Raw genomic sequence first — 26998 nt, forward strand, 5'->3', positions numbered from 1 at the left:
ATGAAGGCGCTTGCCGATTATTCAGCGCGGCGAGAGGTCTCGCTGTCGCTGATTGCCGAGGCAGCGATCGCCTCGTTCCTCTCGCCGGATGCCGAGGAGCGAAAGGAGGCTGCAATCACCCGTCGCCTCGACCAGGTCGACCGCCGCGTGCAGCGGGTCGAGCGTGATGTCGGCATCGCAATCGAGACCTTGGCGCTGTTCGTCCGCTTCTGGCTGAACTCGACGCCGGCATTGCCGGAATCCGCGCAGGCCGAGGCCCGCGCCAAAGGTCTGCAGCGTTATGACGCGTTCGTGGACGCGCTTGGCCGCCGCTTGAGCAAGGGACCAAAACTCAGGCAGGAAATCGCTGACGACGTCCCGCCTGCCTCGCCAGCCGGCATCGATGATTCTGCTGAGCGATAGAGGCCGTCGCCAACCCTGCGAGATCCTCGCACCGCATTTTGCAAGTCTGTGCACGCCTTGGCGCGATCCGTGGTTTTGCTTGTTGTAAACCCAGAGTTCCTGCCTCTTCTAATCATCCCGACCGCGGCACCAACCAGTTAGCCGCGATGAATGGGGATCAGCGTGGCGATCAATTTTCAGCCTGACAGGGAAGCCATATCGCGCGGCGCGCGAATGCTGCGAACGGCGCTTGGGTCCGCCATCGCGGGTTTCCTTGAAGACCCGGCGATCGTCGAGGTGATGCTCAACCCGGATGGGCGACTCTGGGTCGACCGGCTGAAGGAGGGGCTTTCGGCCACCGACGAATTTCTGGCCCCCGCCGACGGCGAGCGCATCGTCCGTCTCGTCGCCCACCATGTCGGCGTGGAAGTGCATGCGGGTTCGCCGCGCGTGTCGGCCGAATTGCCCGAGACAGGCGAACGTTTCGAGGGCTTGCTGCCGCCGGTTGTTTCGGCGCCAACGTTCGCCATCCGAAAACCGGCCGTGGCTGTCTTTGCGCTCGAGGACTATGTCGCCGCTGGCGTCATGCTGGACAACCAGGCCGCCGTGCTGCGGCTCGCCGTCGAAAGGCGCAAGAATATCCTGGTGGCTGGCGGGACGTCGACGGGAAAGACCACCCTGGTCAACGCGCTGCTGGCGGAGGTTGCGAAGACCACTGATCGCGTCGTGCTGATCGAGGATACGCGTGAGCTGCAGTGTGCTGCGGCCAATTTCGTTGCGCTTCGGACAAAGGACGGTGTCGCCTCCCTATCCGATCTGGTGAAGTCGTCATTGCGGCTTCGGCCCGACCGCATCCCGATCGGCGAGGTGCGTGGCGCAGAGGCGCTCGACCTGTTGAAAGCCTGGGGCACTGGACACCCCGGCGGCATTGGCACCATCCACGCTAGTTCCGCCCTGGGCGCCCTGCGTCGTCTGGAGCAACTCGTGCAGGAAGCCGTGGTCACGGTCCCGCGCCTGCTTATTGCCGAAACCGTAGACCTCATAGCCGTCCTCGCCGGCCGCGGGTCGGCCCGCCGTCTCGTCGAGATTGCGCTTGTCGACGGTCTCGATCCCGCCTCCGGCGACTACCGCCTGCTGGAGGCCAGGATCGACACCGACCACCCCTGAATTCCCATTCCCCATAGGAGCTGCAGAATGAATCCGCTTTTCATGATTTCATCGCCTGTCCGCAAGCTCGATACGATCCTGCCGCGTGGCGCCGCGATTGCCGCGGTTGCGGCTGCGATGATCGCGCCGGCGCAGGCCGCGGGCTCATCCATGCCTTGGGAGGAGCCGCTTCAACAGATCCTGGAGTCCGTCGAGGGTCCCGTCGCCAAAATCGTGGCGGTGATCATCATCATCGTCACCGGGTTGTCGCTTGCGTTCGGCGACAGCTCCGGCGGATTTCGGCGCCTGATCCAGATCGTCTTCGGCCTGTCGATCGCCTTTGCAGCCAGCTCGTTCTTCCTGTCCTTTTTCTCGTTCGGCGGCGGGGCGCTGATCTGATGGATGAGGATATCCGCGGGTTCTTCGCGCCGGTGCATCGCGCGCTGACCGAACCGATCCTTCTTGGCGGCGTGCCACGCACGGTCGCCATTGCCAACGGCACCCTGGCCGGCGCGATCGGGCTCGGCCTGCGCCTGTGGATTGCCGGTCTGATCCTCTGGGCGATCGGCCATTTCGCAGCCGTCTGGGCCGCGAAGCGCGACGCCCAGTTCGTCGACGTCGTTCGTAGGCACCTTCGCTATCCCGCACATTTCGGCTGCTGAGAGGTCTTCGCCCAATGATGAATCTCGCAGAGTACCGCAGGAAGACCGCCAGCCTTGCCGACTATCTTCCTTGGGCGGCGCTGGTCGCGCCGGGCGTGGTCCTCAACAAGGACGGTAGTTTTCAAAGGACGGCGCGCTTTCGCGGTCCCGACCTGGATTCCGCCACGCCGGCAGAGCTGGTCGGAACGACAGCCCGGCTCAACAATGCGCTGCGCCGCCTCGGCTCCGGCTGGGCGATCTTCGTCGATGCCATTCGGCTTGCCGCGCAACACTATCCCGAAGGTCTGTTTCCCGACAGCGCTTCGGCCCTGGTCGATCTTGAACGTCGCGAACAGTTCGAGGGCCAAGCCAACCATGACGCGCTCCAGTGGGGCCATCAGAGGTCGGAGGGTGAGCTCTTTGAGAGCAGCTATTTTGTCTCCTTCGTCTGGCTGCCGCCGGCCGAGGAGACCTCGCGAATGGAAAGCTGGCTCTATGAGGGTCGGGCGACCAGCGGCGTTGATCCAAAGGAGTTGTTGAAAGGCTTCGTCGACCGGACCGACCGGGTGCTGAACCTGGTCGAGGGCTTCGTTCCCGAAGTCGAGTGGCTCGACGATGCCGGGACGCTCACCTACCTGCACTCGACGATCTCGACCAACCGCCATCATGTGCGTGTTCCCGATACGCCCATGCATCTCGATGCCCTTCTGGTCGATCAGCCGCTCGCCGGCGGACTGGAGCCGCGGCTCGGCGACAGCCATCTGCGCACACTGACCATCATCGGCTTTCCCACCGTGACCTATCCCGGGATCCTCGACGATCTCAACCGGCTTGCCTTTCCCTACCGCTGGTCGACGCGGGCGATCCTGCTCGACAAGACCGATGCCACCCGGTTGCTGACGAAGATCCGCCGCCAGTGGTTCGCCAAACGCAAATCGATAGCCGCGATTCTCAAGGAGGTGATGACCAATGAGGCATCGGTGCTTGTCGATACCGATGCCGCCAACAAGGCGGCCGATGCGGACGCGGCCCTGCAGGACCTCGGCTCCGACCAGGTCGGACAAGCCTACGTCACCGCGACGATGACGGTATGGGATCGCGATTCGCTGGTCGCCGACGAGAAACTTCGGCTGGTCGAGAAGGTCATCCAGGGCAAGGACTTCACCTGCAGCGCCGAACGCGTCAACGCCCTCGAGGCATGGCTTGGCTCCATTCCCGGCCACGTCTATGCCAATGTCCGCCAGCCGCCGCTCTCGACGCTCAACCTCGCCCATATGATCCCGCTATCGGCGGTCTGGGCAGGTCCCGTTGAAGACGAGCATCTTGGCGCGCCGCCGCTGTTCTTCGCCAGGACGGAAGGTGCAACGCCATTCCGGTTCAGCCTGCATATTGGCGACGTTGGCCACACGCTGGTCATCGGCCCGACAGGCGCGGGCAAGTCGGTGCTGCTGGCGATGATGGCGCTTCAGTTCCGGCGTTACGAGAACAACCAGATTTTCGCATTCGACTTCGGCGGCTCGATCCGGGCCGCCATGCTCGCCATGGATGGCGACTGGCACAATCTGGGCGGCAACGCGACAAGCGCAGCGAGCCAGAACGATCCGCTTGCCCTGCTGACCCTCGCGGACCTTTCGGACGATGTCGATGCTGATGCCGTTTCGCTGCAGCCGCTCAGCCGCATCCATCATACGCCGGAGCGAGCCTGGGCGGCCGACTGGCTGGTCGACATTCTTCTGCGCGAGGGCGTCCCCATCACGCCGCAGGTCAAAGAGCATCTGTGGTCGGCGCTGACCTCGCTTTCTTCCGCACCAGTCCAGGAGCGGACGTTGACCGGCCTCACGGTGCTGCTGCAGTCATCGCCGCTGAAGCAGGCGCTTCGGCCCTACTGCGTTGGCGGTGCCTTTGGACGGCTCCTCGATGCCGAGCATGAGCGTCTTGGCGAGGCCTCGGTCCAGGCATTCGAAACCGAAGGGCTAATCGGCACGGGCGCGGCGCCCGCCGTGCTTGCCTATCTTTTCCACCGCATCGAGCAGCGGATGGATGGACGGCCGACGCTGCTGATCATCGACGAGGGCTGGCTGGCGCTCGACGACGGCGGTTTTGCCGATCAGCTCCGCGAATGGTTGAAAACCCTTCGCAAGAAGAATGCCTCGGTGATTTTTGCCACGCAGTCGCTCTCCGACATCCACGGCAGCAGGATCGCGCCGGCCATCGTCGAAAGTTGCCCGACGCGGCTGTTTCTGCCGAACGAACGGGCCATCGAGCCGCAGATCACCGAAATCTACCGGCGCTTCGGTCTCAACGACCGCCAGATCGAGATCGTCGCCCGGGCAACGCCGAAGCGCGACTATTACTGCCAGAGCCGGCGCGGCAACCGGCTGTTCGAGCTGGGCCTCGCCCCGATCGCGCTCGCACTTTGCGCCGCGTCCTCCAAATCCGACCAAGCTGCGATCGGCCGCATCATCAAGGAGATCGGCAGAGAACATTTCCTCGAAGCCTGGCTTGCCGATCGCGGCCTCCGCTGGGCTGCCGACATCGTTCCCGATCTCACCAACGTCACCGAACCGTTAGCAAAGGATCCTTCGCCATGAATTCCCTCCGTAGCATCCTTCGTTTCCGTGGCAAGGCTGCAGGCATCGTCGCAATCGCGATTACCCTGTCCTCGGCGCCAGCTTCGGCTCTCATCGTCTTTGATCCGACCAACTACAGCCAGAACCTCCTCCAGGCAGCCCGCGCCCTGGAGCAGATCCAGCACCAGGTGACCTCGCTTCAGAATGAAGCACAGATGCTGATCAACCAGGCGAAGAACCTGACGTCGCTGCCGACATCTCTCCTGGAGCAGATCGAAGGCAATTTTTCGCAGATGAAGATCCTGCTCGGCGAAGCCGACAAGCTCGCCTACAGCGTCCAGGACATCGATAGCCAGTTTGCCTCGACCTACCAGAACTTCGGTTCGGATCTTTCCAGCCAGCAGCTTGTCGATGGCGCGCGTGAGCGCTGGCAAACCTCGGTGTCTGCGTTCGAGCATTCGCTGAAGGCCGGGGCCGTCGCCGCCGACAACATTGAGGCGACACAGGAACAGACGAGCGCGCTGGTCGGCGCCAGCCAGTCGGCCGTCGGCATCCTGCAGGCGACGCAGGCCGGCAACCAGCTTCTGGCCGTGCAAGCCAAGCAAATCGCCGACCTGACCGCGATGCTGGCCGCGCAGGGACGCGCCAGCGCCCTGGAGCAGGCGAGGCAGGCCGCCGCGCAGGAACAGGCGCAGCAGCAATTCACCCGCTTCATGGCCGGCAGCGGTTACAGCCCGTCATCCGTGAAGATGTTCCACGACTGAGGTGACGTTCCATGAATCTCAAGATCGCCGCCCGGATGATAGCCGTTCTCGCCCTTGTCGCCGCCATGACCGCCGCCTTCATGGTGCTGCGCGGCGACGGCTCGCAGGATGCGTCCTCCCCGCGCTTTGCGCATCCGGGCGGCGAGCCGGCCAGGGCCGAACTGGACCGGTGTCGCAACATCGGCATGGCCGCCATCGCCGACGCGGCCTGTAGGAAGGCCTGGGTCGAAAATCGCCGGCGTTTCCTTCAGCCGACATCGCACGTGTCGCCTTATGCGGCCACGTCTGTCGACAAGGACCAAAGCCGGCTCTTGCCCGAACAGTCGCCCGCATCGTCTTACGCGCAAGACCATTTGCGCCCGGACAGGGTGGCACCATGAACGACACCGGTGTCATCGACCGCTTCCTGGAAACGTTCACCCGCTACATCGATTCCGGCTTTGGGCTGCTTGGCGGCGAGGTCGCCTTTCTCAGCTCGACCCTGATCGTCATCGACATCACGATCGCGGGACTGTTCTGGGCCTGGGGCGCTGACGAGGACGTGCTGCACCGACTGGTGAAGAAGACGCTCTATATCGGCTTCTTCGCTTTCATCATCGGCAACTTCAACCGTCTTGCCGGCATCGTCTTCGAGAGTTTTTCAGGGTTGGGCCTGAAGGCCGGAGGATCAGCCCTTTCCGGCTCCGCACTGTTGCAGCCGGGACGCGTTGCGCAGGTGGGCATCGACGCCGGCAACCCGATCCTTCAGGCAGCCAGCCAGCTGATGGGCTACGTCTCGTTCTTTGAGAATTTTGTCCAGATCGCGGTCTTGATGATCGCCTGGGCAATCGTGCTGATCGCGTTCTTTATTCTGGCCGTTCAGATCTTCGTCACCCTGATCGAATTCAAGCTGACGACGCTTGCCGGCTTCGTGCTGATCCCCTTCGCGCTGTTCAACCGGACCGCCTTCCTTGCTGAAAAAGTGCTCGGCAACATCGTCGCCTCAGGCGTGAAGATCCTTGTGCTTGCCGTCATCGTCGGAATTGGCTCGGGCCTCTTCGGCGAGTTCACGCAAGGTTTTGGCGCGGACGAGCCCACGATCACCGATGCGCTTTCGCTTGTGCTGGGGGCCTTGTCGCTGATGGGGCTTTCGATCTTCGGCCCCGGCATAGCGACAGGCCTCGTCTCAGGTGCGCCTCAGCTTGGTGCGGGTGCTGCCGTCGGCACGAGCCTGGCTGCCGTCGGCCTTGGTGCGGCAGGTGCCATGGGTGCTCGGGCCGCATTGAGTGGCGCTGCCGGTGCGATCGGGGCGGGAGGACGCATGTCAGCAGCTGCGGCACGCGGCGGTGCGCATCTTGCCGGGAGCATGGCGACGGCGTGGGGACTTGGCGCAGCCACATCCGGACAGAGCGGCGCCGGCGCGATTGCCGCCGGCATGGCGGGCGTCGCCAGTGCCGGCGCCGGTGCGGTCGCACAGCCGGCGAAGCAGGCGATGTCGCGCGCGGCTTCAGGCTTGTCTTCCAGTCATGAGGCTGGTCGCTCGGCCGCATGGACAGCGACCGGCGGAGAGCGACCGTCGGAGGCGATCGCTTCGGCGCCGGTCTCATCAGCGGCGCCCGGTGCGCAATCCCCGCCGGCCTGTGCTGCACGCATGAAGAGCGGCCAGACCATGAGCCATGGCGCCAGCATGGCCGCCCATTCCGTCCGCTCAGGCGATCACGGCGGCGGCTCGATGAACGTTTCCCTCAATCAGGACGATCGCCAATGAGCATCTTCAGAAGACCTTCTGTTCGGTACGGCAAGACACCGCAACCGGAGACGCCGTATCAGCGTGCCGCCCAAGTCTGGGACGAGCGCATCGGTTCGGCTCGTGTCCAGGCGAAGAACTGGCGCATGATGGCCTTCGGCGCGCTGGTGCTGGCCGGTGGCTTCGCCTCCGCCTTGGTCTGGCAGTCGACGCAGGGGTCAGTGGTTCCCTGGGTGGTGGAGGTCGACAAGATTGGTGAGGCGCAAGCGGTCGCTCCCGCCGTCGCCGGGTATCGTCCGACCGATCCTCAGCTCGCCTGGCACCTTGCCCGCTTCATCGAACAGGTGAGGGCCATTCCAGATGATCCTGTGATCGTGCGCCAGAACTGGCTGCGCGCCTACGACTATACCACCGATCGCGGTGCCATCTCGTTGAACGACTATGCCCGCCTTAATGACCCTTTTGCCAAGGTTGGGAAGATCCAGATCGCCGTCGAGGTCTCCAGCGTCATTCGTGCCTCGCCGGACTCCTTCCGTGTCGCGTGGATCGAGCGCCGCTACGAGAACGGCAGCCTGACCAGCACCGAGCGCTGGACCGCCATCTTGACCATTGTGATTGAGCAACCCCGGGACGCCGACCGGCTGAAGGCCAATCCGCTCGGTGTCTACGTCAACGCCATCAACTGGTCGAAGGAGCTTTCGTGATGTGTGCTGTGCAAACTCGCAGGAAGAGGCTGGATTCCATGCACACTGTGACGATGGCAGTCGTGCTGTCGGCAATGGCGCTCGCCGGCTGCGCCTCAAGAAAATACATTCCGCCCGAGATCAGATATGACGAAGCGACGCCAGCCGTCCGCAAGGTCGACCCGCCAAGCCCGGTCAATGTGGTGGAGCTGCCGAAGCCCCTTCCGCTGCCGGGCCAGTTGAAGCCGATCGGGACCGTGAGCACGAAGGCGGAGCCCGCCGATCCCAAACAGCGGATCAGCCAGGCCAATGAGGCGGCACGCATGCAGCCGGTTCGCGACGGCTTCATCAACGCCATCCAGCTCTATCCCTGGAGCGAAGGCGCGCTCTACCAGGTCTATGCCGCACCCGGCCAGGTGACCGATATTGCCTTGCAGCCCGGCGAACAGCTCGTCGGTTCGGGCCCTGTGGCCGCCGGCGACACTGTGCGCTGGATCGTCGGCGACACCGAGAGCGGGGCAGGGGAGCGACGTCAGGTCCATATCCTCGTCAAGCCGACGCGGCCCGATCTGGTGACCAACCTCGTCATCAACAGCGACCGCCGCACCTATCACCTCGAGCTGCGATCGACCGAAAAGACCTATATGGCCTCTGTGTCCTGGCAATATCCACAGGATCAGCTGATCGCGCTGCGGCGCCAGAACGCGCAGGCTTCGGCCGCCCAGCCGGTAGCCGCCGGTGTCGACGTCCAGAAACTCAACTTCCGCTACCGCATCGAGGGCGACGCCGCACCCTGGAAGCCGCTGCGGGCGTTCGACGATGGAGCGAAGGTCTATATCGAATTCCCGTCAGGCATTGGCCAGGGAGAGATGCCGCCGCTGTTCGTCATCGGCCCGTCAGGGGGCTCCGAGCTGGTCAACTACCGCGCACGGCAGAACTACTATGTCGTCGACCGGCTGTTCGCCGCGGCCGAGCTGAGGCTCGGCGACAAGACGAGTGAGAAGCGCGTTCGCATCGTGCGCACCGATGGACGGCCCCAGCGCAGCGTGGGGCTGTTCCGATGAGCGAGGCGGCAAATATCTCAAGCCAGGACCTGCGAACCGACCTGCGGCTACGGCCAGCACCCGCCCGGGTCATGCGGTTGTCGCGCAAGGTGCTGGTCGGCCTTGGTGGTGTTGCCAGCATCGCGATCGTTGGCGCGCTGGTATGGGCGCTCGATTCCAGGCGGCGTGACAACGAGCTACCGTCCGAGCTCTTCACCACTGAAAACCGCTCGACCGCCGATGGGCTGCAGGCGTTGCCCAAGGATTACGCCGGCGTGCCAAAACTTGGGCCCGCGCTGCCCGGGGATCTTGGCCGTCCGATCCTGCGCGCACAGGAGCAGGGAAGGCCGGTGGCTGCGGCCGGGATCAGCGCGCCCCACGTTGATCCGGAAGAACAGCGCCGCCTCGCCGAGGTCGAGGCCGCGCGGGTAGCAAAGCTCTTTGCCGGCACCAACATGCGAACGAGTTCAGGGCGGCAGGGCACCGTCGCAGAAGACGCAATGACGAGCTCGCTGGCCAGTCCGGCGACATCGACGGGACAGCCGCAACTCGACACTGGCGCGCGCCAGAACAGCCAGGACCGCAAGCTCGCCTTCGTCAACGCAGAACCGGACCGCCGAACCGCCAGTCCTGACCGTGTCGCCAGGAAGGCCTCGCCCTATGTTGTGCAAGCTGGGTCGGTCATTCCGGCAGCTTTGATCACGGGGATTCGCTCAGACCTGCCGGGCCAGATCGCCGCCCAGGTCACCGAGAATGTATATGACAGTCCGACGGGATCGTACCTGCTGATCCCGCAGGCCGCGAAACTGATCGGCCAGTACGACAGCCAGGTCGCCTTCGGACAGTCGCGTGTTTTGCTGGTCTGGAACCGGCTCATCATGCCCGACGGCAGCTCGATCGTGCTGGAGCGCCAGCAGGGTGCGGACGCCGAGGGGTTTTCCGGACTTGAGGACGAGGTCGACCATCACTGGGGCCAGCTGTTCCAAGCCGCCGCGCTCTCGACGCTGCTGGGTATCGGCACGTCGCTCGGATCCAGCAGTGACGAGAGCGACATCGCCAAAGCCATCCGCGAAGGCGCACAGGATTCGGTGAGTAATGTCGGTCGGCAGATCGTTGGTCGCCAGCTCGATGTGCAGCCCACCTTGACCGTCCGGCCGGGTTTCCCAGTTCGCGTGATAGTCAATCGCGACCTCGTGCTGGCGCCATACGGAACAGTGAAGGCACCGTCATGACGAAGCTGAAACTCTCTGCCATTCCCGACGATCGGCCGGTCAAGATTACGGTCGAACTGCCGGCTGCGGTTCACCGAGATCTCATCGCCTATGCAGACGTGCTTGGGACTGAAACCGGGAAGACAGTCGCTGATCCAGTGAAACTTATCGCGCCGATGCTTGCACGGTTCATGACGACGGACAGGGCGTTCAATCGCGCCCGACGCAAGCCCAGGTCAGGATAGGTCTGTCCCGGCGCGGTTTGTCTCTACCAGGCGGAGACTGACATTGGGCGCGCTTCGGATGAAGTCGATGAGTTCGTCCAGAAACTCGGTGATATGAGCGGGCGTCTCGATACCCAATGTGACGCTTCTGGCTTGCTGACCCCTTGCCGCGCCCGCCGTCGCGAGTGTCCCGTCGAGGTCGCTTAGGACGCGACGAAGGTCGCGCAGCAAGCTCGCGCCGGCGGGAGTTGGCCGGACTCCGCCCGGATGCCGCTCGAAGATCGGGGTTCCGAGTGCATGCTCGAGATCGCGGATGCGCCGGCTGAGGGCAGAATGGTGAATTCCGGTGCGTCGAGAGGCGCCGAGGAAACTGCCTTCCTCGGCAACAGCGAGTGCGCAATCAAGCGTGAGGAGCTGGATCTGTCGCCGCATTGCGCTTCCTTCTCCAGATACATGTGGGAGCGGCCCTGGCGGTGACGATAGAGATGCTTGCCGACGCCGCCAGGCACAGATGCTGCCGCAACCGACCTGCCTAGGAAGCTGCATTGCTCATTTCGCGAAGCCTGGCGAGAGTGCGCTCATCGAAGCTCGCAGTGACAGCCAGTGTCTCTTCGCCACTGATTATGCGAGGTACCCCGAGAGGCGTGACCCTGAAATGCAGCTGCACGAGCCTAAGCAGCCAGAGGGGGTTCATCTCGATGATGATCGTATCCACGCCATTGTGGAGGCCCCACTCGACGACGCCCGACAATAGTGCATTGGCCACCGGGCTCAGCATCCGGCCACGCTCGCGGTGGCCCGCCTCCACACAGTAGCGCGTCCACTCCCAGATATTCGGACCGACGGGGCGATCGCCTTCACATAGGGAGTAAAGCACCTCGGACAGCAGATGTGGTTGCGTTGACGGCAGCAGACGCTGATAGCCGATGACACGACCATCGTCGTCGATGAAGAGCATATGAACGGCATGCTCGTTGTCGAACTGGTCAATCTCCCGTTCGTCCCCGCGTCGCAGCTCCGACCAACCTCTCTCTTCGACAAATACTTTGTGGCGAAGATGGAAGGCCTGTTGCATTTCCTCGGCATAGAGGTCGACGTTTTCATTTGTTATGATGTGCAGCATCGGTTGTCCTTCCGGATTGAGGTCAACCGGCAGTCGTCATTCCCGTTCGGGCATCACGTGAATCCGTGGGTTAGGCTATCAAGCCGAGCCTGAATGCTTCGGCCACGGCGTGGACGGTATTCTGGACCCCCAGCCTTTCGCGCACGGCGCGCAGATGACTGTCGGCCGTATGGCTGCTGATCCCGAGGCGATCGGCAATAGCTTCGACAGGCAGCCCCAGGGAAGCCCATTGCAGGACCTCGTGCTGGCGGGGCGAAAGGTTGACCGTTTGCCGCTCTTCGGTTCCTTCGGCCAGAATTACGGCCTTTCCGAACGCATACGCAGCAACAAGGAGGAATGCGTCCTGCTCGCCAGGCGGCAGTTCGAGCCTTTCACCGGCAATGGATAGCCCCACTCTCTGCCGCTCGACAGTCAGGAACGAAAACGTCAGACCTTCACGCAGTCCGAATTCGGCCGCCTCGTCCATTATCCGACAGCCGCCGGGCCAGAGTTCGCCAAGATTGCCGAGGTCTCGCCACGCAAACGGCTGACTTCCCTGCGCGACGAGGCGAATGGTCGGGTCGCGATAGAGATAGCCTTTCGAGAAATAGCGATCTGTCCATTCAGCCGGCCAATGATCAAGGAGCACATGGGACAGCTGCTCACGGCGCGAGGCACTGGCAGGCGGTATGATCCCCGCTAGTATGTTCGTGGTCCCGAACTTTCCGGCGAACGAGAGGAGCGTCTTGGTCACGTCCTTCGGCGTTTTGCTGCGCTGGACATCAAGCATGAACGCATAAGTTTCATCGAGCTTGCGGCGCCAGTTTCTCGTTGTGCTCTTCGACCAGGTGGACATCCTTACGGGTCCTGTTCGACTCATCGTGATCTTCGCTTGTAACCGTTTACAACACATTTGTAACCGGTTACAGACGTTCCTCATTGTTCGCTTCGACAGGGATAAATGATAATGACCAATCTGGCGCCAGGCCTTACAGCTGCCATTCGATGCACCGTTTGGGGCGAGAATATCCACGAAAGGGAAAGCCCGGTTGTGGCATCGATCTATCCGGATGGGTTGCACACGACGATCGCGCAAGCCCTGTCTGCGGACTCCCACATTCTCGCGCGCACCGTCACGTTACAGGATCCGGAGCAGGGCTGCTCCGCTGATATCCTGGCGGAGACGGACGTTCTTGTTTGGTGGGGACACAAGGCGCATGGCGCCGTATCTGACCAAGCGGTCGATAATGTAACGAAACGCGTTTGGGCAGGGATGGGATTGATTGTCCTGCATTCGGGCCACTTTTCAAGGGTGTTCAAGACGCTGATGGGCGCGCCGTGCTCCCTAAAATGGCGGGAGGCTGGAGAACGCGAGCGGATCTGGGCAGTCAATCCAAGCCACCCAATTGCCGAGGGTCTCCCTGGCTACTTTCAACTCGAGAATGAGGAAATGTACGGCGAGCCATTCGCCGTACCGGAGCCGCTGGAGACGGTGTTCGTCTCATGGTTTCAGGGTGGGGAGGTTTTTCGCTCCGGAGTCACCTATCAGCGAGGTGCCGGGAAAATATTCTATTTCCGCCCCGGTCATGAGACTTACCCGACTTACCATGACGGAAATGTCCACAAGGTGTTGCGCAACGCCGTTCGGTGGGCAGCTCCCGTGGGGGCGCCGAGGGAAGATATCTGCGACGCGCCGAACGTTCCCGCGCATGAGGCTCTGGAGCCGATTGAGGCGCGTGGTCCATCGCTGCATGAACCTGGCAGCGAGGGATACCGCTAGCCCCTGCGTCAAGCAGGTGGACCATCCGACAATCGCAACTTTTGGAGTTACCATGGACCGCGTCCGGCTTGGTATGGTTGGCGGTGGGCGAGGAGCCTTTATCGGCCCCGTGCACCGAATTGCTGCGCGTCTCGATGACCACTATGAGCTCGTTGCCGCGGCCTTGTCTTCCGATCCGATCCTTGCCGCCGCCTCTGCTTCTGACCTGAACATCGATCCTGCACGTGCCTATGCCTCCTATGAGGCCATGGCGGCAGGCGAGGCTGCGCGCGCAGATGGCATTGAGGCCGTTTCGATCGTGACGCCAAACAACACCCATGCCGCCATAGCAAAGATCTTCTTGACGCGCGGCATCCATGTCATTTGCGACAAGCCCTTGTCGACGGATGCGCAGTCCGCTGCCGAAATCGTCGGAATCGCCCGTGATGCACGCAAGATTTGCGCAGTCACCTACAATTATACCGGCTACCCCATGATCCGGCAGGCGCGCGAGATGTGCGCTTCTGGCTGCCTCGGCCGGTTGCGGCTGGTCCAGGTCGAGTATCTCCAGGATTGGCTCACGCAGCGGATAGAGGTCGCAGGCTCCAAACAGGCTGAGTGGCGCACCGATCCGGCGCGTTCTGGTCGAGGTGGTTCAATTGCCGACATTGGAACGCACGCGTTCAATTTGCTGCGCTTCATCACCAAGCTGGAGAGTGAGGAAATTCTGGCCGAGCTTTCCACCTTCGTTGAGGGCAGGCCCGTCGATGACGATGCGCTTGTGTTGTTGCGTTTCAAAGGCGGTGCGCGGGGCTCCATTTGGGCTTCCCAGGTTGCACCGGGCAACGAGAACGATCTGAGTGTACGGGTCTTTGGTGACAGAGGTGGCCTGGAGTGGAGGCACCTAGAACCGAACTACCTCTGGTACACGCCGCTGGGCGAGCCACGGCAGCGAATCTCGCGGGGCGCTGCGGGGGCTGCAGCCGCCGGTGTGACGCGTATTCCTGCCGGGCATCCGGAAGGATACCTGGAGGCATTTGCCGCTATCTACAGCGAGATCGCAGCGGCAATTCGCAGTGCGCGCAACGGCAGCCCGGCGCCCGCCGGCATTTCCTTCCCGACAGCCCTCGACGGCTGGGAGGGCGTACAGTTTGTCGAGGCGGCGATTGCGTCAAGTGAAGCTGGCGCGGTCTGGTGTGACTTCCACACCCGTAACACGATAGCTGACATTCGCCTGGCCTAGTCGCGCTACGTGCAGCATTTTCCAAAAAAGAAACCGTTTACAATTGAACTGTAACCGGTTACAAGACAGTGCCGTCAACGGAGTGAGTTTTAGGGATGGCAGCAAGGGAGGAGACTGAAATGATGCCGAAGAGCGTCGGGTTAGCTTCAACATTTTTGATTGCAGGGATATTGGCTGCCACTGCAGCGGCGGCTCAGCCCGAGATACAGGTCTCTGTGGTTGGGGAGCCTGGGGAGACCGTTGTCTATGAACAGTTGGCGGCCAACTACAACGCCGAGCACCCGGAAACGAAATTCGTTATCACCAAAAACAGCTCGGACCTGTTCAACCCCGCGCTGATCCCGTCCTTGTCGTCAGGCGAGGGGCCGGAACTCTTCGTCTATGGGACAGGTCCCGGCCAACCAGCGGCCATCATCGACGGTGGGCTGGTTGCCGATCTCACCGGCTACTACAAGCAGTATGGATGGGACAAGTTCATCCCCCAGTCGGTGGTCGATGTCACGTCATCGAAGGGCAAACTGTGGGCTGTCGGCAATGAAGTCGAAACGACCGGCATGTTCTACAACAAGGCGATTTTCGACAAGCTGGGTTTGAAGGTGCCGTCGACCTGGGAGGATTTCCAGGGGTTGATCAAAAGCTTGAAGCAGGCGGGCTACAACACGCCGATCGGGCTTGGCGGAGCCGACAAATGGCCTATCTCCCACTGGCAATCGATGCTCTTCGGTCGCTATGCTTCGCCGGCCGGTTTGCAGAAAGTGATGTTCGGCGACGGCGCATGGAATGCGCCGGAATTCGTCAAAGCCGCAGCGAGACTTCAGGACATGGCCCAGCAAGGCTATTTCGGACCAAATCCGGTGGCCGACGGATATGCTGAGATCATGGAAAAATTCTGGGCCGGCAAGATCCCGATGACATTTACCGGCTCGTTTGCGATCCAGACTGGGGTCGCTACGGCGGGTGCTCGCATCGATGATTTCGGCGTCTTTCAGGTGCCACCTTTCGAGGCAACTCAAAAGCTTTATCCGACCGAGGGCATTGGCTCGGGCTGGTACATTAGCGCGAGTTCCAGTCACAAGGACGAGATAGCAGCCTTCCTCAACTACCTGCTGTTTACGCCGACCAGCCGTGTGACGCTGCTCAATGCGGGAACGACCCCGGTTGGTCCGCTCGCCGACGTGCTTCCCAAGGCAAATCTTCCCAAGCTTACCCGGGCCATGGCGGCGTTCAACGATCGCGACCGCGCCAATGGCACGATCTACGCCTATCTCGATACCGTTACGCCCAAGAACATAACGACCCTGACTTATGATGGGCTCCAGGCGCTTCTTCTTGGCCAGACGACACCGCAGCAATTCGATGATGAAATCGAGGCGGCCTGGCAAACCGATAAAGCCGATGGCAGCGTACTGAAGCCCGGCGGGCTGAAGCCGTAGCTGGCAGCGGAGGTCCAGGATCTGGGCCGCCGCATTTGCCGAGCCTCATTGAAGAACCCGAGGACCATCCAATGTCCCTTGTCAGCGTGCGCACGCGAGGCGTCTCTAATTTCTATGCTTCAGCTTCGGCGTTCCTGTTCGTGTTGCCGGCGTTCGGCCTCTTCGCAGCGTTTGCGCTGCTGCCGACGCTGGCGGTCATCCAGTACTCGTTCACGAAGTGGGATGGTATCAGCAAGGTCAAGCAGTGGATTGGCCTGGCCAATTATGCCGGTTTACTTAGCGACAGAATATTCTGGGAAGCGTTCCTCAATACCCTGGAATGGTCGGCAATCATCGTCGTCATCAATGTCGGACTGGGGCTCGTCGCAGCCGCAGTCATGGCGCGCTTAAGCCGCGGCCGCGTCATTATCCAGACCTGCTTCATGGTACCTGTGGTCATGGCGCCCATCACGACCGCCATCATATGGCGGTGGATGTATCAGCCCGACGGGGCAATCAACGCAGTCCTCATTCGCCTAGGCCTGGATTGGCTGACAATGCCGTGGCTCGGCAACTCGCATACCGCGCTGCCTGCAATAGCCATTGCCCATTGCTGGTCCACCATAGGGCTCAGCATCGTGATCTTTCTTGCCGGGCTGCAGGCTGTCGACGAGGAACTCTATGACGCGGCGGTCATCGACGGAGCCTCACCGATACAGACCTTCTGGCATGTCACCTTGCCCGCGATCCGGCCCGTGACAGCTATCGTCATCGTCCTCACGGTCACCCATGCCTTCAAGGCATTCGACCTGATCTGGGCGATGACCAAGGGCGGTCCGGTTCGCGCCAGCGAGATCCTGTCGACCTACATGTACAAGCGCGGCGCCATTGAAAATGACTACGGCTACGGGGCCGCCATCGCAGTTGCGTTGCTGGTCATCGTGACACTGGCAATGGGCATCTATGCCTGGCTGCAAAGCAAAGCGGAAGATTGATATGACGAGGCGATACACGGTTCTGACCGCCTTCAGCTTCCTTGCGCTGCTGATGATCGCGCCGACGGTCCTGGCAATTTCCACCTCATTGAAACCTGCGGCGGAGGCGGATGTGCCTTGGGCGATCCCCCACGTGTGGACATTCGAGCACTATGTGGCGGTTTGGACCGATGGCGGCTTTGGCCGATACTTCTTCAACTCCTTCATCATCTCGTTTGTCGACGCGATTGTCATGATCGTGTTCGCCTCTCTTGCCGCTTATGCGCTCACCTTTATGAGCTTCCCGGGGAAGCAACTGATCCGGTTCGCATTCCTGGCGGGGCTGATGGTGCCAGTCACGGCGATTGTCCTGCCACTTTATGCCTCAATACGAAGCCTGGGACTGATCGGAACGCATTTGGGGGTGATCCTGTGTGATGTCGCCTTGGCGCTACCGATTTTTGTGTTCCTGTTTGCCTCTTATTTCAGGAAAATTCCCGTGTCGCTGCATGACGCCGCGCGCGTCGACGGCGCCAGCGAGTGGGAGATCTACAGCAAAGTCATCCTGCCGATCGCCAGGCCAGTGGTGGTCACCACGGGATTGCTCGAGTTCCTGTGGAGTTGGAACGACCTCCTTCTCAGGCTCGTCCTGATGCCTCGCGAGCAGTCGAGAACGCTCGCTGTCGGACTGCTAATGTTTCAGGGAGGCCAGACGCGCGACATTACCAGCCTTTCCGCCGGTGCAGTGATTATGGCGCTGCCAGTCGTGCTTCTGTTCATAATTTTCCAACGTCACTTTGTCCGCGGCATGACGGCGGGTGCAGTCAAATAGAAATGGATGCGAAAATGCAAAAACCCGTTGTTGTCCTCGACCCCCATTGGCGCCAACTCGACGAGCTGTTCAGCGCGACCGATTTCAGCGCACTCAATCAGCTGTGCGAACTGGTCTGGGCACGGGACGAACCAATGCCGCGCAGGGTTCTTGAAGAGAACCTGCACCGGGCGAGTTTCATTATTTCGGCGCGACCCAAGCTCGACGCCGGCGACATTGCGAGAGCAGAAAATCTGCAAGCGGTCATCGAGGTCTCGGGATCTTTTCCGGACACGATCGACTATTCCAGCTGCTTTCGTCGCGGGATCGAAGTCCTGTGCTGCGCGCCCGGCTTCCGCACGTCCGTCGCGGAAATGGCGGTTGCACTTGCGTTGGCTGGGGCGAGGGGAATCGTGCAGGAGCACGAGGCTTTCCGGGTCGGCAAGGAGCACTGGCTCGACGACAATGCCGCGACTGATTTCAGTCTCTATGGCCAGGCCATCGGTTTCGTCGGTTTTGGCTCGATTGCGCGCGAATGCTGTCGATTGCTTGCGCCGTTCAAGCCGAAGACGTTGGCCTATGACCCTTGGCTGAGTTCTGAAATCGCCAAGCAGCATGGCGCGGAGCTGGTGGCACTTGACCAGGTTGCTCGATCAAGCCGGTGTCTGTTTGTAACGGCATCGCCAACCAAAGCCAACAAGGGTCTTATCGATGCGGCGACCCTGGCCACAATGCCGCCGGGCGCCCTGCTGGTTCTGATCAGCAGAGCCCATGTGGTCGATTTCGGAGCGCTTGAGATGGCCGTGCGGGAAGGGCGCATCCGCGCTGCCATGGATGTCTTCAGTGCCGAGCCGGTCCCTTCGAACGACAGTGTCAGAACCTTGCAGAACGCGATCCTGTCCCCCCATCGTGGTGCCGCGGTCAAAGGCGGGCGGCATCTGATCGGGCGGATGATTGTCAAGGATCTGGCGCGGATGCTTGGAGGCGAGCCACCGGCCGATCTCCAGCGTGCGCAACCGGATCTGGTGTCGTACCTCGTGGGGGTGCAACCGGCCAATGACGACAATAGCGTGAGCATGGCCTTGAATCGTGGCCGCGAGACAATTCGTTGAGGATGGCAGCTTAATGGCACGCATCGACTTGCAAAATGTATCGAAGCGCTTCGGCCACGCACAAGTTCTTGATGATATAAACCTCACGATATCGGACGGTGAATTTGTTGTGTTCGTGGGCCCGTCCGGTTGCGGCAAATCGACTCTACTGCGGTTGGTTGCAGGCCTGGATGAGATCTCCGATGGGCTGATTCTCATAGATGGCGTTGTCAGTAACAAGATGAAGCCACGGCAGCGTAATGTCGCCATGGTTTTTCAATCCTATGCGCTCTATCCGCATATGACGTGTTCAGAGAACATAGCCTTCGGGCTCACTCTGGAGAGGCGACCTCGCGCCGAGATCGATCAACGTGTGAATGCGATCGCTGCAACGCTCGGGCTCACCGAGCTGCTAGGTAGGCGGCCGGGACAGCTGTCTGGCGGGCAAAGGCAGCGCGTGGCCATCGGCCGGGCACTCGTGCGGGAACCTCGCGTTTTCCTCATGGATGAACCTCTCTCGAACCTGGATGCAGGGCTGAGAACGGACATGCGGGTGGAACTGAGCGAGCTGCATCGGCGCATTGGAACAACGACTGTCTACGTTACGCATGACCAGGTCGAGGCAATGACGTTGGCTGATCGCGTCGTCGTCATGAATGCTGGCCGCGTCGAACAGGTAGGCACACCAATGGAAATCTATAACCAGCCAGCTTCAAAGTTCGTTGCTGGCTTTATCGGTTCGCCGAGGATGAATTTCCTGGCGGCCGCTCACAATGCCCAAGCCTCGGCCGTCGGAATTCGACCAGAACATCTCCGCATCAGCCGCGCGAACAGCGCCTGGAACGGGGTGGTTTCGCTTGTCGAGCGACTTGGAAGCGACACCATCGTACATATTAAGACGGATGAGGGACGCACATTGTCGGTTCGAGAGACTGGCCAGCACGACTATACGATCGGTTCTGTGCTCGGACTGGTGCCGATTGAAGAACATCTCCACCGCTTCGATCGCGAGGGCCGACGGCTGGAGGACAATCATGGGGAGGCGGCGGTGCTTTCTCGAACGACCAACTCGGCCGCCAGCATCTGATCGTGTGGGCCACTGTCGACGCCGAGTATCTGGTCGATGAGCTTTTTGCAGGCTGTCGCTCCCCACATTTCTCTTGGCAATCTCATGGTCGTGATCGCCGGTGTGGTCGCGCTCGCGTAGCTGAGGTCGTCAAAACCGACCACCGAAACGTCGGAGGGGACACGAAATCCCGAAAGAGAAAGTTGATGCATTGCTCCGAGCGCCATCTCGTCATTGTGAGCGAAGATGGCGGACGGCCGAACATCCTGCGAGAGCAAGGCCATCACGGCATCGCGCCCGGATTGGACCCGAAGATCGCCAGGAATGAGTGCGCTCGGCGGTATCGCATGTCCGGCCTGGGCAACCGTGTCGGAGAAACCCGCCAGCCGTGCCCGGAAATCGGCGAATTCCTGACTTCCGTGGATTTGGGCGAATCTTTTATGGCCGAGCCGTAACAGATGTTCGGCAGCAACTTTGCCGGCTGTGTAATTGTCGATGCGAACCATCGGGATTTTCGCTCCGGCATCGTGGTTGCAGGCGACGATCGGCGGTCCACGGTAGCTGTCGTCCGTCCCGGCAGGTTGCGGCAAGCCTTCAGGCAACCGTCCTATGTTGGAAATAAGACCGTCGGCCTTGCCTGCAGCAAGCATCCCGACGTAGGTGGCCTCGCTCTGCGGGCCACCGGAAGTGTCTCCGATCAACATCGTAAACCCCCGTTCCCGGGCTTCCTTTTCGATGCCCTTGAAGAATACCGGAAAAAACGGGTTCGCAATGTCCGAAACCAGCACAATAAGGGTCTCCGAACGACCCCGACGAAAATCAATAGCTTGGCGATTGAACTGGAATCCAATCGAACGTACAGCCTCGTTCACTCGAGTCCGGGTATCGTCCTTTACGCTGTCGGGGCGAGTCAGGGCGCGGGAAACGGATGCGATGGAAAGGCCCGCAAGTTTCGCGACATCCCGAATTGTTGGGCGATTTCCCATTAGGCTCTCGCAGGAACATCAACATGAGGTGTTTCTGTAAACGGTTACAATTGATTGGTCAATTCGCCCTCGAGGTCAGTGCAACAAGGAGGAATGCGTGTCCTGTGTCTGATAAACGCGAGACCGGTCTCAACTTGCCAGGGACTAAACGTCAGGCCCATGAATGATCGGCGAGATCGGCTAGACGGTCGACGATCACATCCGGACGGAAAGGAAAACGAGCTACATCTGCCTTTGCCGTCGCGCCGGTAAGAACAAGTGCTGATCGCATCCCGGATTGGAGGGCGGCGAGGACGTCGGTGTCCATTCTGTCACCCACCAGCACGGTCTGCTCTGCCCTGACGCCCATTTTTTCAAGGGCGCATTTGGTCATGAAGGAATTCGGCTTGCCGATGAAATAGGGCTTCATGCCCGTTGCTTCAGCAATGAGGGCAGCGACCGCTCCGCAGGCTGGATGCACTCCCTTTTCGGCTGGCACGGAGGGGTCCGGACTGGTCGCTATGAAACGCGCTCCTGCAGAAAGCAGCCGCGCTCCTGTCACGATCTCCTCATAGTGATACGAGTCCGCGTCACCAAGCACGACAAAGTCGGGGGAAAAGACCGTAAAGCGACAGCCGACTGCCTGCAGCGCCGACATCAGCCCCTGATCGCCGATACCATAGACCGACGCGCCTGGAAGCTGTTCGGTAACAAACCGCGCTGTCGCCAAGGCGGATGTGTATATGTGGTGAGGCTCGACAGGAAAACCCATCATGCGCAGACGGTGCACGTGATCCTCCGGGGTGTACCTGGAATTATTCGTGAAGATCTGAAAAGCCCGCATGCTTTCGACTAGGGCACCTACGAAATCGGCTGATCCTTCGATGGGGGTCCCCCCGCGTACAAGTACCCCGTCCATGTCAAGAAGATAGGCGATTTCCATCGTTGTCTCCGCTTTAGCTGCAGCGGGTATAAACGCGAAGGCAATCGGCGTTGAAAGTCATTCAGGCCCGTCGTCGTGGAAATGGGACGTTTCGGCGTGCAAAAAGGCTAGGTTTAGGAACCGGCCAGCTGGCGCAAGGCGAAAGTTGCAACGCGCGTAGGCTTCTAGTCCAACGTATTAAAGGCCGACGTCCGGCTTTCGGCTCCAAACAGTCGTGCGGGGACCCCGATGTGCATGAAAACAGGCTTCCCCTGACCCTGTGGTTCGCCTGACGAGGAAATCCGAAGAAAATGGGCTGGCGAACCACCCCGCAAATATTGATTTTCTGTAATAAAGGCCGTCCCTCAGCGACTAGCGTATTCGTCATTTATCAATAGGTTACGAGGCAATTCGCCGAAGTCGATTCAAGATGCCAAGCTAGCCAATCGCCGATCGCACGCTGTGCGAAAACAGCAAGCCATCTGCATTCCACTGCGTCTGGCTGTTTGCTCAGATTCCATGGAATTCAGCAGGAACCTCGATGCCGTATTTGTCGGCGAAGGGACGCAAATTTGTCCAACTCGCTGCGAGGACCTCCACGCTGGATCCGAGTTGCTGGCGCCTCCTTTGGAAGGCCCTTTCACCTGGAATGCGGATTCCATCCATATCTGGCGCCCGCGCGGAACTCCGGAGCAGATCAAGGTACCACGTAGCCCGCGATGAAATCCTGGCGGGTGAACCAAAGGCCTGAAGGTTGATCGCGATAAACAGATGCCCTTGGGTGTGTGTCTCGCCGCTAGCTTGCCAACCTGCTAGCTCAGGGCCGATCCCGCTATCGGTGAGCGGTCCGCACAATAATCCGAGACTGAGCGCGAGCCCAAAACCCTTGTGGCCGCAGAGTGGGCTGATCGCCCCTTGACGAATGAGAACCGGGTCGGTGGTCGGCGCCCCGTCCGGCCCCCGACCGCTTCCTGCAGGCAATTCAACACCCTCATAGGCCGCCTGTCGGACACGCCAACTTGCAACCGCGCTCGTTGCCATATCGAACACATAGGGATCAGGTCCGGAAGTCGGAAACCCGAACGCGATGGGATTGGTGCTCAACAGACGTTCGGTTCCGCCGTGAGGGTGAACGAGCGGCGGACCGGAAGTCATGACGATTCCGACATTGCCTGATCTCGCGAGCAGTTCAGCGTAATACCCGATCATAAAGATGTCCGTGGAGTTGCGCACCGCAACGGTGGCTGACCCGGCCGCGGCCGCGAGTTCAGCTGCCAGTCCAACGGCCGCTACTGCCGCGACCTGTCCAGGCCCGCGACGCCCGTCGATCACCGCGGCTGCCGGAGAGCGATGCACGATCTCGGGCTCGGCATGCCCGTCGATAAGGTTACGCTCTAAGCTGGCAAGCGTGTAAGGCAGATAGTCCAGCCCTTGGCCTCCAACCCCTCTGAGGTCGGCCTCGAGGTGAATGTCGGCAGCGCACTCCGCGTTGGGAAGCGATGCCCCTGCGCCCACCATGAGATCCACCATAAACTGTTTCTGGCGGCGGTGATCAAGCTTGATAGTGAGAGGCTCGTCGACCATTTCACGCTTCTCCACGGGCTTCAATGGAGGTCAGGCGGCGAACGACGCCAGCACCTCACGGCATTTGCGCTTCGCCAACAAAGGCCTGACGAAATCGTTCGATGAGGCAGCTCGAAGCGATAACGCGGCAAAGCAAGCCGACCGGCTCAAACGCCTCGATAGTCCCGCCCGCCCTGATCGGCACATTCATCATCCGCTGACTTTGGCTGAGTGCGCCTGACCGAACAGACGACCTTCTCCCCTGGAGAGGTTCCCAACCCTCGCGTTAGAAAGCGCATCCCAGGCGGTTGCCTGGTTGCTGGTAACGACAGGAACGCCCAGCGCCGCCTCAAGTTCGCCGACGATGCCTGCAGTCCTTAGGCCGGTACAGGAAATGAACAGAGCGTCGCTTTGCGGGTGGATCGCGTCCCGCGCCGCGGCCTTGAGCGATGCAGGCGACAGGCGGTTCATTTGCTGGTCGCCATCAAGGTCGAATGTCGAACAGCGGTCGAGCGCAAAGCCTTTGGCGACGAGGTGATCCGCAACCAGGTCGGCGGCTTCTTGATGATAGGGCGCGAGTATCGAAATCCGCCGCGCCTCCAACGCCTTGAGCCCCTTGGCTGCGGCCTCGATAGGCGTCACGACCGGGATGCCCGGCTGGGCAGCCGATAGCGCCTCATGGACCCGCTCTATGCCGATCGCGGCGGTACCCGATGTGCACGAAAATGCCATGGCATCTAGGCGTCCGTCCTTTCGTCTTTCGCAGGATCAGATCGATGCATGCGTTGGGACGCTATCTTCCCGCCAGCTGGACGATATCCGCTTCGCGCAGGCGCAGATTCGCCGCTTTGCGGAAGTCCAGAAGGCCGCGCTCAAGGATGTCGAGGTCGAGACTCTGCCCGGCGTGCTGCTCGGCCACCGCAACATTCCCATGAACTCGGTCGGCTGCTACGTGCCGGGAGGCAAGTATCCGCTTGTGGCATCCGCCCATATGGGGATCGTCACCGCCAAGGTGGCCGGCGTTAGGCGCGTTATCGCCATGACGCCGCCGTTCCAGGGGCGACCAGCCCCGGCCGTCATCGCAGCCATGGCGCTGGCGGGCGCCGACGAGATTTATGTGCTGGGCGGCATTCAGGCGGTGGCCGCGATGGCGATCGGCACCGAGACGATAGCGCCGGTTGATTTCCTGGTCGGCCCGGGAAATGCCTATGTCGCCGAAGCCAAGCGCCAGCTGTTCGGCCGCGTCGGCATAGACCTGCTCGCCGGGCCGACGGAAACGCTGGTGATTGCTGACGACACGGCCGATGCCGAGCTCTGCGCCACGGATCTGCTCGGGCAGGCCGAGCATGGCCCGAACTCGCCGGCCATCCTGCTGACCACGTCGGAACAACTCGCCACGCAGACTATGGCCGAAGTCGAGCGGCTTCTCGGCATCTTGCCGACCGCATCCATCGCGAAGCAGGCATGGGCCGATTTCGGCCAGGTGATCGTTTGCGACACCGACGACGAGATGGTGAGCGAGGCGGACCGCATCGCTTCCGAGCATGTGCAGGTCATGACGCGCGATCCCGATTACTTTCTGCAGCGTATGACCAACTACGGAGCGCTTTTTCTCGGATCGAGGACGAACGTCGCCTATGGCGACAAGGTGATCGGCACGAACCACACCCTTCCGACTTTGGGAACGGCGCGTTTCACGGGCGGGCTTTGGGTCGGCAAGTTCCTGAAGACCTGCACCTATCAAAAGGTTCTCACGGACGAGGCCTCGGTAATGATCGGGGAATATTGCTCGCGGCTTTGCGTCCTCGAGGGGTTCCTGGGCCATGCCGAGCAGGCGAATGTGAGGCTGCGGCGCTACGGCGCGCGCAACATTCCTTATGCCGAGGCTGCTGAATGAACGCCTCGCCCGTTACGCTGCCGAAGCCGCCCTCCTTCCGGCTGGACGGGCGCCGCGCGTTGGTGACGGGTGCCGGTCGCGGGATCGGACTGGCCTTGGCCACGGCGCTTTCGGAGGCCGGGGCCGACACGGTGCTGGCCGCGCGGACCAGGAGCGAGGTGGAGGAGGCCGCGACGGCGCTGAGGGCTCGCGGTGGCAAAGCGGAAGCGCTTGTTCTGGACGTTACCGACATTGCCGGAGCCGGCGAATTGATCGCGCGACAGCCGGTTTTCGACATAGCGGTGATCAATGCCGGCACAAATAGGCCCAAGCTGATGGCCCAGGTTTCTGAGGAGGATTATGACATCGTCCTCGATCTCAACGTTAAGGCAGCCTATTTCTCCGCTCAGGCGGTTGTGCGCAAAATGCTGGCGGAGCAGATACGGGGCTCGATTATTTTCACGACTTCCCAGATGGGTCACGTCGCAATGGCAACGCGAACCCTCTATTGCGCATCCAAGCACGCGGTGGAAGGACTGGTGAAGGCCATGGCTGTCGAGCTCGCCCCGCACGGCATCCGGGTCAACAGCATTGCCCCCACCTTCATCGAGACCCCGATGACGGCTCCTTACTTTGAAAGCAAAGCTTTTCGAGATGAGGTATTGTCCAAAATCAAGCTTGGCCGACTCGGTCGGGTCGAGGATCTCATGGGGGCGATTGTCTTTCTCGGTTCGGACGCCGCTGCGTTGATGACGGGCACTTCTATCAAGATCGATGGCGGCTGGACGGCGGAATGACCTCTGCAGCTTTGACATTCGACTCAAGTCGGCCAAGAAGCGGCACGATGACTGATGCATTTGAATCACTTCTCCGGCCAGACAAGCGATATTGACATGGACTCGGTAGCCCGCACGATTGCCAATGACGTTTACGAGCAGCTGCGCCACGATATCATTTCGTGCCGCATGCCACCGGGATCCAAGATCAACATCCAGGCCCTCGTTCAGAAGTATGAGGTTAGTTTGGGCGCTGTCCGCGAAGCGCTGTCGAAGCTCTCGGCCGAGGGCCTTGTCGACGCAAGGGCGCAGCGAGGCTACACGGTTTCCGACGTGTCTCCGGAGGACCTCGCTGAATTGACCGATGCTCGCGTCCGCATCGAACAGGAGTGCCTCAAGCTGGCGATCGAGAAAGGCGGGCTCGAGTGGGAGACGGATATCGTGGCCGCCCTCCACCGTCTCAGCCACACGCCCTATACGATGCCCGATGACCCCGCCGTTCTGGACCAGCGCTGGGTCAAGGCCCATCGTGAATTTCACCGTGCTTTGGTTTCAGCCTGCGGCAACCGTTGGCTGCTTCGGATTCGCGGGCAGCTTTACGATCAAAGCGAGCGCTACCGGCAGCTCTCGGTGCCGCTTGCCAGAGCCGAACGCGATGTGGCGCAAGAGCATAGAAACATCGCAGATGCAGTCATTGCCCGCGATGTCACACGAGCCTGCGCGGAGATAGCATCGCATATGTGGACGACGACGCAGATCGTCACGACCGGGCTGACCTAGGTACAACGACGTCTGCAACCGAGATCGTCTGTTGACCGGACTTCGCAAGCAGGCTCGACGGGCTCAAAATCCCGTCCCCGCAATCAATTCTATCATAAATCTACAACCGTCCCGGTCTGACCGGGGCGGATTTTTGCATTCTAAAGCCCGTCGGTAAGGCCGAAATGGGCCCGACGAATCCGCAGACGACAAGCAGGTGGACTTCGACACCTCCGGTATCGAGCAAAGCGACTCTGCTTCGTAGATCCCAAGCAGTCTATTGTCGCCCG

General features: G+C 61.2%; 29 protein-coding genes. 22 read left to right on the forward strand and 7 right to left on the reverse strand.

Going from position 1 to position 26998, the window contains the following annotated elements:
- From EJ068_RS20065 to EJ068_RS20120, 12 genes are all read left to right on the forward strand, one after another.
- Complete coding sequence (locus EJ068_RS20065; protein WP_189512674.1) at positions 1–402, forward strand: CopG family transcriptional regulator; 402 nt, start codon at positions 1–3, stop codon at positions 400–402.
- A 213-nt stretch (positions 403–615) separates the two neighbouring features.
- Positions 616–1548, forward strand: coding sequence for a P-type conjugative transfer ATPase TrbB (gene trbB / locus EJ068_RS20070; RefSeq protein WP_129555027.1), 933 nt, complete (start codon positions 616–618; stop codon positions 1546–1548).
- A 117-nt stretch (positions 1549–1665) separates the two neighbouring features.
- Positions 1666–1926 carry a TrbC/VirB2 family protein gene (locus EJ068_RS20075; RefSeq protein WP_245463479.1) on the forward strand — a complete coding sequence of 87 codons (261 nt, stop codon included), beginning with the start codon at positions 1666–1668 and terminating at the stop codon, positions 1924–1926.
- Complete coding sequence (locus EJ068_RS20080) at positions 1926–2189, forward strand: VirB3 family type IV secretion system protein (protein WP_129554803.1); 264 nt, start codon at positions 1926–1928, stop codon at positions 2187–2189. Before EJ068_RS20075 ends, EJ068_RS20080 begins: the two co-directional genes overlap by 1 nt.
- 14 nt (positions 2190–2203) lie before the next feature.
- Positions 2204–4759 (forward strand): conjugal transfer protein TrbE, encoded by a 2556-nt coding sequence (gene trbE, locus EJ068_RS20085; protein WP_129554804.1) that lies wholly within the window; start codon positions 2204–2206, stop codon positions 4757–4759.
- Complete coding sequence (gene trbJ, locus EJ068_RS20090; protein ID WP_129554805.1) at positions 4756–5502, forward strand: P-type conjugative transfer protein TrbJ; 747 nt, start codon at positions 4756–4758, stop codon at positions 5500–5502. Before trbE ends, trbJ begins: the two co-directional genes overlap by 4 nt.
- Before the next feature lie 11 nt (positions 5503–5513).
- A complete protein-coding gene (gene trbK-alt / locus EJ068_RS20095; protein WP_129554806.1) occupies positions 5514–5882 on the forward strand; it encodes a putative entry exclusion protein TrbK-alt in 369 nt (122 codons plus the stop codon).
- Entirely contained in the window at positions 5879–7249 is a 1371-nt protein-coding gene (trbL, locus tag EJ068_RS20100; protein WP_129554807.1) for a P-type conjugative transfer protein TrbL, read from the forward strand. Before trbK-alt ends, trbL begins: the two co-directional genes overlap by 4 nt.
- Positions 7246–7932 carry a conjugal transfer protein TrbF gene (gene trbF / locus EJ068_RS20105; protein ID WP_129554808.1) on the forward strand — a complete coding sequence of 229 codons (687 nt, stop codon included), beginning with the start codon at positions 7246–7248 and terminating at the stop codon, positions 7930–7932. The genes trbL and trbF overlap by 4 nt, the downstream gene beginning before the upstream one ends.
- Before the next feature lie 38 nt (positions 7933–7970).
- Complete coding sequence (gene trbG / locus EJ068_RS20110; protein WP_245463163.1) at positions 7971–8975, forward strand: P-type conjugative transfer protein TrbG; 1005 nt, start codon at positions 7971–7973, stop codon at positions 8973–8975.
- Positions 8972–10186, forward strand: a complete 1215-nt coding sequence (locus EJ068_RS20115) for a TrbI/VirB10 family protein (RefSeq protein ID WP_129554810.1) — start codon at positions 8972–8974, stop codon at positions 10184–10186. Before trbG ends, EJ068_RS20115 begins: the two co-directional genes overlap by 4 nt.
- Complete coding sequence (locus EJ068_RS20120) at positions 10183–10410, forward strand: DUF2274 domain-containing protein (RefSeq protein ID WP_129554811.1); 228 nt, start codon at positions 10183–10185, stop codon at positions 10408–10410. Before EJ068_RS20115 ends, EJ068_RS20120 begins: the two co-directional genes overlap by 4 nt.
- Here EJ068_RS20120 and EJ068_RS20125 read toward each other — a convergent pair.
- From EJ068_RS20125 to EJ068_RS20135, 3 genes are all read right to left on the reverse strand, one after another.
- A complete protein-coding gene (locus EJ068_RS20125) occupies positions 10402–10821 on the reverse strand; it encodes a LysR family transcriptional regulator (RefSeq protein WP_129554812.1) in 420 nt (139 codons plus the stop codon). The two genes, EJ068_RS20120 and EJ068_RS20125, sit on opposite strands and share 9 nt — an antisense overlap.
- A 100-nt stretch (positions 10822–10921) precedes the next feature.
- Positions 10922–11512, reverse strand: a complete 591-nt coding sequence (locus tag EJ068_RS20130) for an acyl-homoserine-lactone synthase (protein WP_129554813.1) — start codon at positions 11510–11512, stop codon at positions 10922–10924.
- Between the two features lie 70 nt (positions 11513–11582).
- The gene (locus EJ068_RS20135; protein WP_189512537.1) at positions 11583–12347 is read right to left on the reverse strand and encodes a LuxR family transcriptional regulator; all 765 of its coding nucleotides are present in this window, start codon (positions 12345–12347) and stop codon (positions 11583–11585) included.
- 111 nt (positions 12348–12458) lie between these two features.
- On the opposite strand from EJ068_RS20135, the gene EJ068_RS20140 reads away from it, so the two are divergent.
- The 7 genes from EJ068_RS20140 (at position 12459) to EJ068_RS20170 (ending at position 19868) form a co-directional block, all read left to right on the forward strand.
- Positions 12459–13271: a ThuA domain-containing protein gene (locus EJ068_RS20140; protein ID WP_129554815.1), complete on the forward strand. Its 813-nt coding sequence runs from the start codon at positions 12459–12461 to the stop codon at positions 13269–13271.
- Between the two features lie 52 nt (positions 13272–13323).
- Positions 13324–14493, forward strand: coding sequence for a Gfo/Idh/MocA family oxidoreductase (locus tag EJ068_RS20145; RefSeq protein ID WP_129554816.1), 1170 nt, complete (start codon positions 13324–13326; stop codon positions 14491–14493).
- Positions 14494–14612: 119 nt separating this feature from the next.
- Positions 14613–15926, forward strand: a complete 1314-nt coding sequence (locus EJ068_RS20150) for an extracellular solute-binding protein (RefSeq protein ID WP_189512540.1) — start codon at positions 14613–14615, stop codon at positions 15924–15926.
- Positions 15927–15997: 71 nt separating this feature from the next.
- Positions 15998–16900, forward strand: coding sequence for a sugar ABC transporter permease (locus EJ068_RS20155; RefSeq protein ID WP_129554818.1), 903 nt, complete (start codon positions 15998–16000; stop codon positions 16898–16900).
- A gap of 1 nt (position 16901) precedes the next feature.
- Positions 16902–17711 (forward strand): carbohydrate ABC transporter permease, encoded by an 810-nt coding sequence (locus EJ068_RS20160; RefSeq protein ID WP_129554819.1) that lies wholly within the window; start codon positions 16902–16904, stop codon positions 17709–17711.
- Positions 17712–17725: 14 nt separating this feature from the next.
- Entirely contained in the window at positions 17726–18802 is a 1077-nt protein-coding gene (locus tag EJ068_RS20165) for an NAD(P)-dependent oxidoreductase (protein ID WP_189512543.1), read from the forward strand.
- 13 nt (positions 18803–18815) lie between these two features.
- Positions 18816–19868: an ATP-binding cassette domain-containing protein gene (locus EJ068_RS20170; RefSeq protein WP_129554821.1), complete on the forward strand. Its 1053-nt coding sequence runs from the start codon at positions 18816–18818 to the stop codon at positions 19866–19868.
- On the opposite strand, the gene EJ068_RS20175 is transcribed toward EJ068_RS20170, so the two are convergent.
- The 4 genes from EJ068_RS20175 to EJ068_RS20190 all read right to left on the reverse strand — a co-directional run bounded on the left by EJ068_RS20175 (position 19814) and on the right by EJ068_RS20190 (position 24029).
- Complete coding sequence (locus EJ068_RS20175; RefSeq protein WP_129554822.1) at positions 19814–20833, reverse strand: LacI family DNA-binding transcriptional regulator; 1020 nt, start codon at positions 20831–20833, stop codon at positions 19814–19816. The two genes, EJ068_RS20170 and EJ068_RS20175, sit on opposite strands and share 55 nt — an antisense overlap.
- 151 nt (positions 20834–20984) lie before the next feature.
- Positions 20985–21755 (reverse strand): HAD-IIA family hydrolase, encoded by a 771-nt coding sequence (locus EJ068_RS20180; protein WP_129554823.1) that lies wholly within the window; start codon positions 21753–21755, stop codon positions 20985–20987.
- A gap of 489 nt (positions 21756–22244) precedes the next feature.
- Positions 22245–23318 carry an Ldh family oxidoreductase gene (locus EJ068_RS20185; protein ID WP_129554824.1) on the reverse strand — a complete coding sequence of 358 codons (1074 nt, stop codon included), beginning with the start codon at positions 23316–23318 and terminating at the stop codon, positions 22245–22247.
- Positions 23319–23507: 189 nt separating this feature from the next.
- Positions 23508–24029 carry an aspartate/glutamate racemase family protein gene (locus EJ068_RS20190; protein ID WP_129554825.1) on the reverse strand — a complete coding sequence of 174 codons (522 nt, stop codon included), beginning with the start codon at positions 24027–24029 and terminating at the stop codon, positions 23508–23510.
- On the opposite strand from EJ068_RS20190, the gene hisD reads away from it, so the two are divergent.
- The 3 genes from hisD to EJ068_RS20205 are packed head-to-tail and all read left to right on the forward strand — an operon-like array spanning position 24028 to position 26729.
- Complete coding sequence (hisD, locus tag EJ068_RS20195) at positions 24028–25194, forward strand: histidinol dehydrogenase (protein WP_245463164.1); 1167 nt, start codon at positions 24028–24030, stop codon at positions 25192–25194. The genes EJ068_RS20190 and hisD overlap by 2 nt on opposite strands.
- Positions 25191–25970, forward strand: a complete 780-nt coding sequence (locus EJ068_RS20200) for an SDR family oxidoreductase (protein WP_129554827.1) — start codon at positions 25191–25193, stop codon at positions 25968–25970. Before hisD ends, EJ068_RS20200 begins: the two co-directional genes overlap by 4 nt.
- A gap of 54 nt (positions 25971–26024) precedes the next feature.
- A complete protein-coding gene (locus EJ068_RS20205; protein ID WP_210212013.1) occupies positions 26025–26729 on the forward strand; it encodes an FCD domain-containing protein in 705 nt (234 codons plus the stop codon).
- The last annotated feature ends 269 nt before the right edge of the window (positions 26730–26998 follow it).

Source organism: Mesorhizobium sp. M2A.F.Ca.ET.043.02.1.1, assembly GCF_003952405.1.
In the GTDB taxonomy this organism is placed as follows: Bacteria; Pseudomonadota; Alphaproteobacteria; order Rhizobiales; family Rhizobiaceae; genus Mesorhizobium.

Bases quoted from the DNA above. Each gene is read 5' to 3' on its own strand.
- EJ068_RS20065 (WP_189512674.1), top strand. From the start codon at position 1: ATGAAGGCGCTTGCCGATTATTCAGCGCGGCGAGAGGTCTCGCTGTCG.
- trbB (WP_129555027.1), top strand. From the start codon at position 616: ATGCTGCGAACGGCGCTTGGGTCCGCCATCGCGGGTTTCCTTGAAGAC.
- EJ068_RS20075 (WP_245463479.1), top strand. From the start codon at position 1,666: ATGATCGCGCCGGCGCAGGCCGCGGGCTCATCCATGCCTTGGGAGGAG.
- EJ068_RS20080 (WP_129554803.1), top strand. From the start codon at position 1,926: ATGGATGAGGATATCCGCGGGTTCTTCGCGCCGGTGCATCGCGCGCTG.
- trbE (WP_129554804.1), top strand. From the start codon at position 2,204: ATGATGAATCTCGCAGAGTACCGCAGGAAGACCGCCAGCCTTGCCGAC.
- trbJ (WP_129554805.1), top strand. From the start codon at position 4,756: ATGAATTCCCTCCGTAGCATCCTTCGTTTCCGTGGCAAGGCTGCAGGC.
- trbK-alt (WP_129554806.1), top strand. From the start codon at position 5,514: ATGAATCTCAAGATCGCCGCCCGGATGATAGCCGTTCTCGCCCTTGTC.
- trbL (WP_129554807.1), top strand. From the start codon at position 5,879: ATGAACGACACCGGTGTCATCGACCGCTTCCTGGAAACGTTCACCCGC.
- trbF (WP_129554808.1), top strand. From the start codon at position 7,246: ATGAGCATCTTCAGAAGACCTTCTGTTCGGTACGGCAAGACACCGCAA.
- trbG (WP_245463163.1), top strand. From the start codon at position 7,971: ATGCACACTGTGACGATGGCAGTCGTGCTGTCGGCAATGGCGCTCGCC.
- EJ068_RS20115 (WP_129554810.1), top strand. From the start codon at position 8,972: ATGAGCGAGGCGGCAAATATCTCAAGCCAGGACCTGCGAACCGACCTG.
- EJ068_RS20120 (WP_129554811.1), top strand. From the start codon at position 10,183: ATGACGAAGCTGAAACTCTCTGCCATTCCCGACGATCGGCCGGTCAAG.
- EJ068_RS20125 (WP_129554812.1), bottom strand. From the start codon at position 10,821: ATGCGGCGACAGATCCAGCTCCTCACGCTTGATTGCGCACTCGCTGTT.
- EJ068_RS20130 (WP_129554813.1), bottom strand. From the start codon at position 11,512: ATGCTGCACATCATAACAAATGAAAACGTCGACCTCTATGCCGAGGAA.
- EJ068_RS20135 (WP_189512537.1), bottom strand. From the start codon at position 12,347: ATGTCCACCTGGTCGAAGAGCACAACGAGAAACTGGCGCCGCAAGCTC.
- EJ068_RS20140 (WP_129554815.1), top strand. From the start codon at position 12,459: ATGACCAATCTGGCGCCAGGCCTTACAGCTGCCATTCGATGCACCGTT.
- EJ068_RS20145 (WP_129554816.1), top strand. From the start codon at position 13,324: ATGGACCGCGTCCGGCTTGGTATGGTTGGCGGTGGGCGAGGAGCCTTT.
- EJ068_RS20150 (WP_189512540.1), top strand. From the start codon at position 14,613: ATGATGCCGAAGAGCGTCGGGTTAGCTTCAACATTTTTGATTGCAGGG.
- EJ068_RS20155 (WP_129554818.1), top strand. From the start codon at position 15,998: ATGTCCCTTGTCAGCGTGCGCACGCGAGGCGTCTCTAATTTCTATGCT.
- EJ068_RS20160 (WP_129554819.1), top strand. From the start codon at position 16,902: ATGACGAGGCGATACACGGTTCTGACCGCCTTCAGCTTCCTTGCGCTG.
- EJ068_RS20165 (WP_189512543.1), top strand. From the start codon at position 17,726: ATGCAAAAACCCGTTGTTGTCCTCGACCCCCATTGGCGCCAACTCGAC.
- EJ068_RS20170 (WP_129554821.1), top strand. From the start codon at position 18,816: ATGGCACGCATCGACTTGCAAAATGTATCGAAGCGCTTCGGCCACGCA.
- EJ068_RS20175 (WP_129554822.1), bottom strand. From the start codon at position 20,833: ATGGGAAATCGCCCAACAATTCGGGATGTCGCGAAACTTGCGGGCCTT.
- EJ068_RS20180 (WP_129554823.1), bottom strand. From the start codon at position 21,755: ATGGAAATCGCCTATCTTCTTGACATGGACGGGGTACTTGTACGCGGG.
- EJ068_RS20185 (WP_129554824.1), bottom strand. From the start codon at position 23,318: ATGGTCGACGAGCCTCTCACTATCAAGCTTGATCACCGCCGCCAGAAA.
- hisD (WP_245463164.1), top strand. From the start codon at position 24,028: ATGGCATCTAGGCGTCCGTCCTTTCGTCTTTCGCAGGATCAGATCGAT.
- EJ068_RS20190 (WP_129554825.1), bottom strand. From the start codon at position 24,029: ATGGCATTTTCGTGCACATCGGGTACCGCCGCGATCGGCATAGAGCGG.
- EJ068_RS20200 (WP_129554827.1), top strand. From the start codon at position 25,191: ATGAACGCCTCGCCCGTTACGCTGCCGAAGCCGCCCTCCTTCCGGCTG.
- EJ068_RS20205 (WP_210212013.1), top strand. From the start codon at position 26,025: ATGCATTTGAATCACTTCTCCGGCCAGACAAGCGATATTGACATGGAC.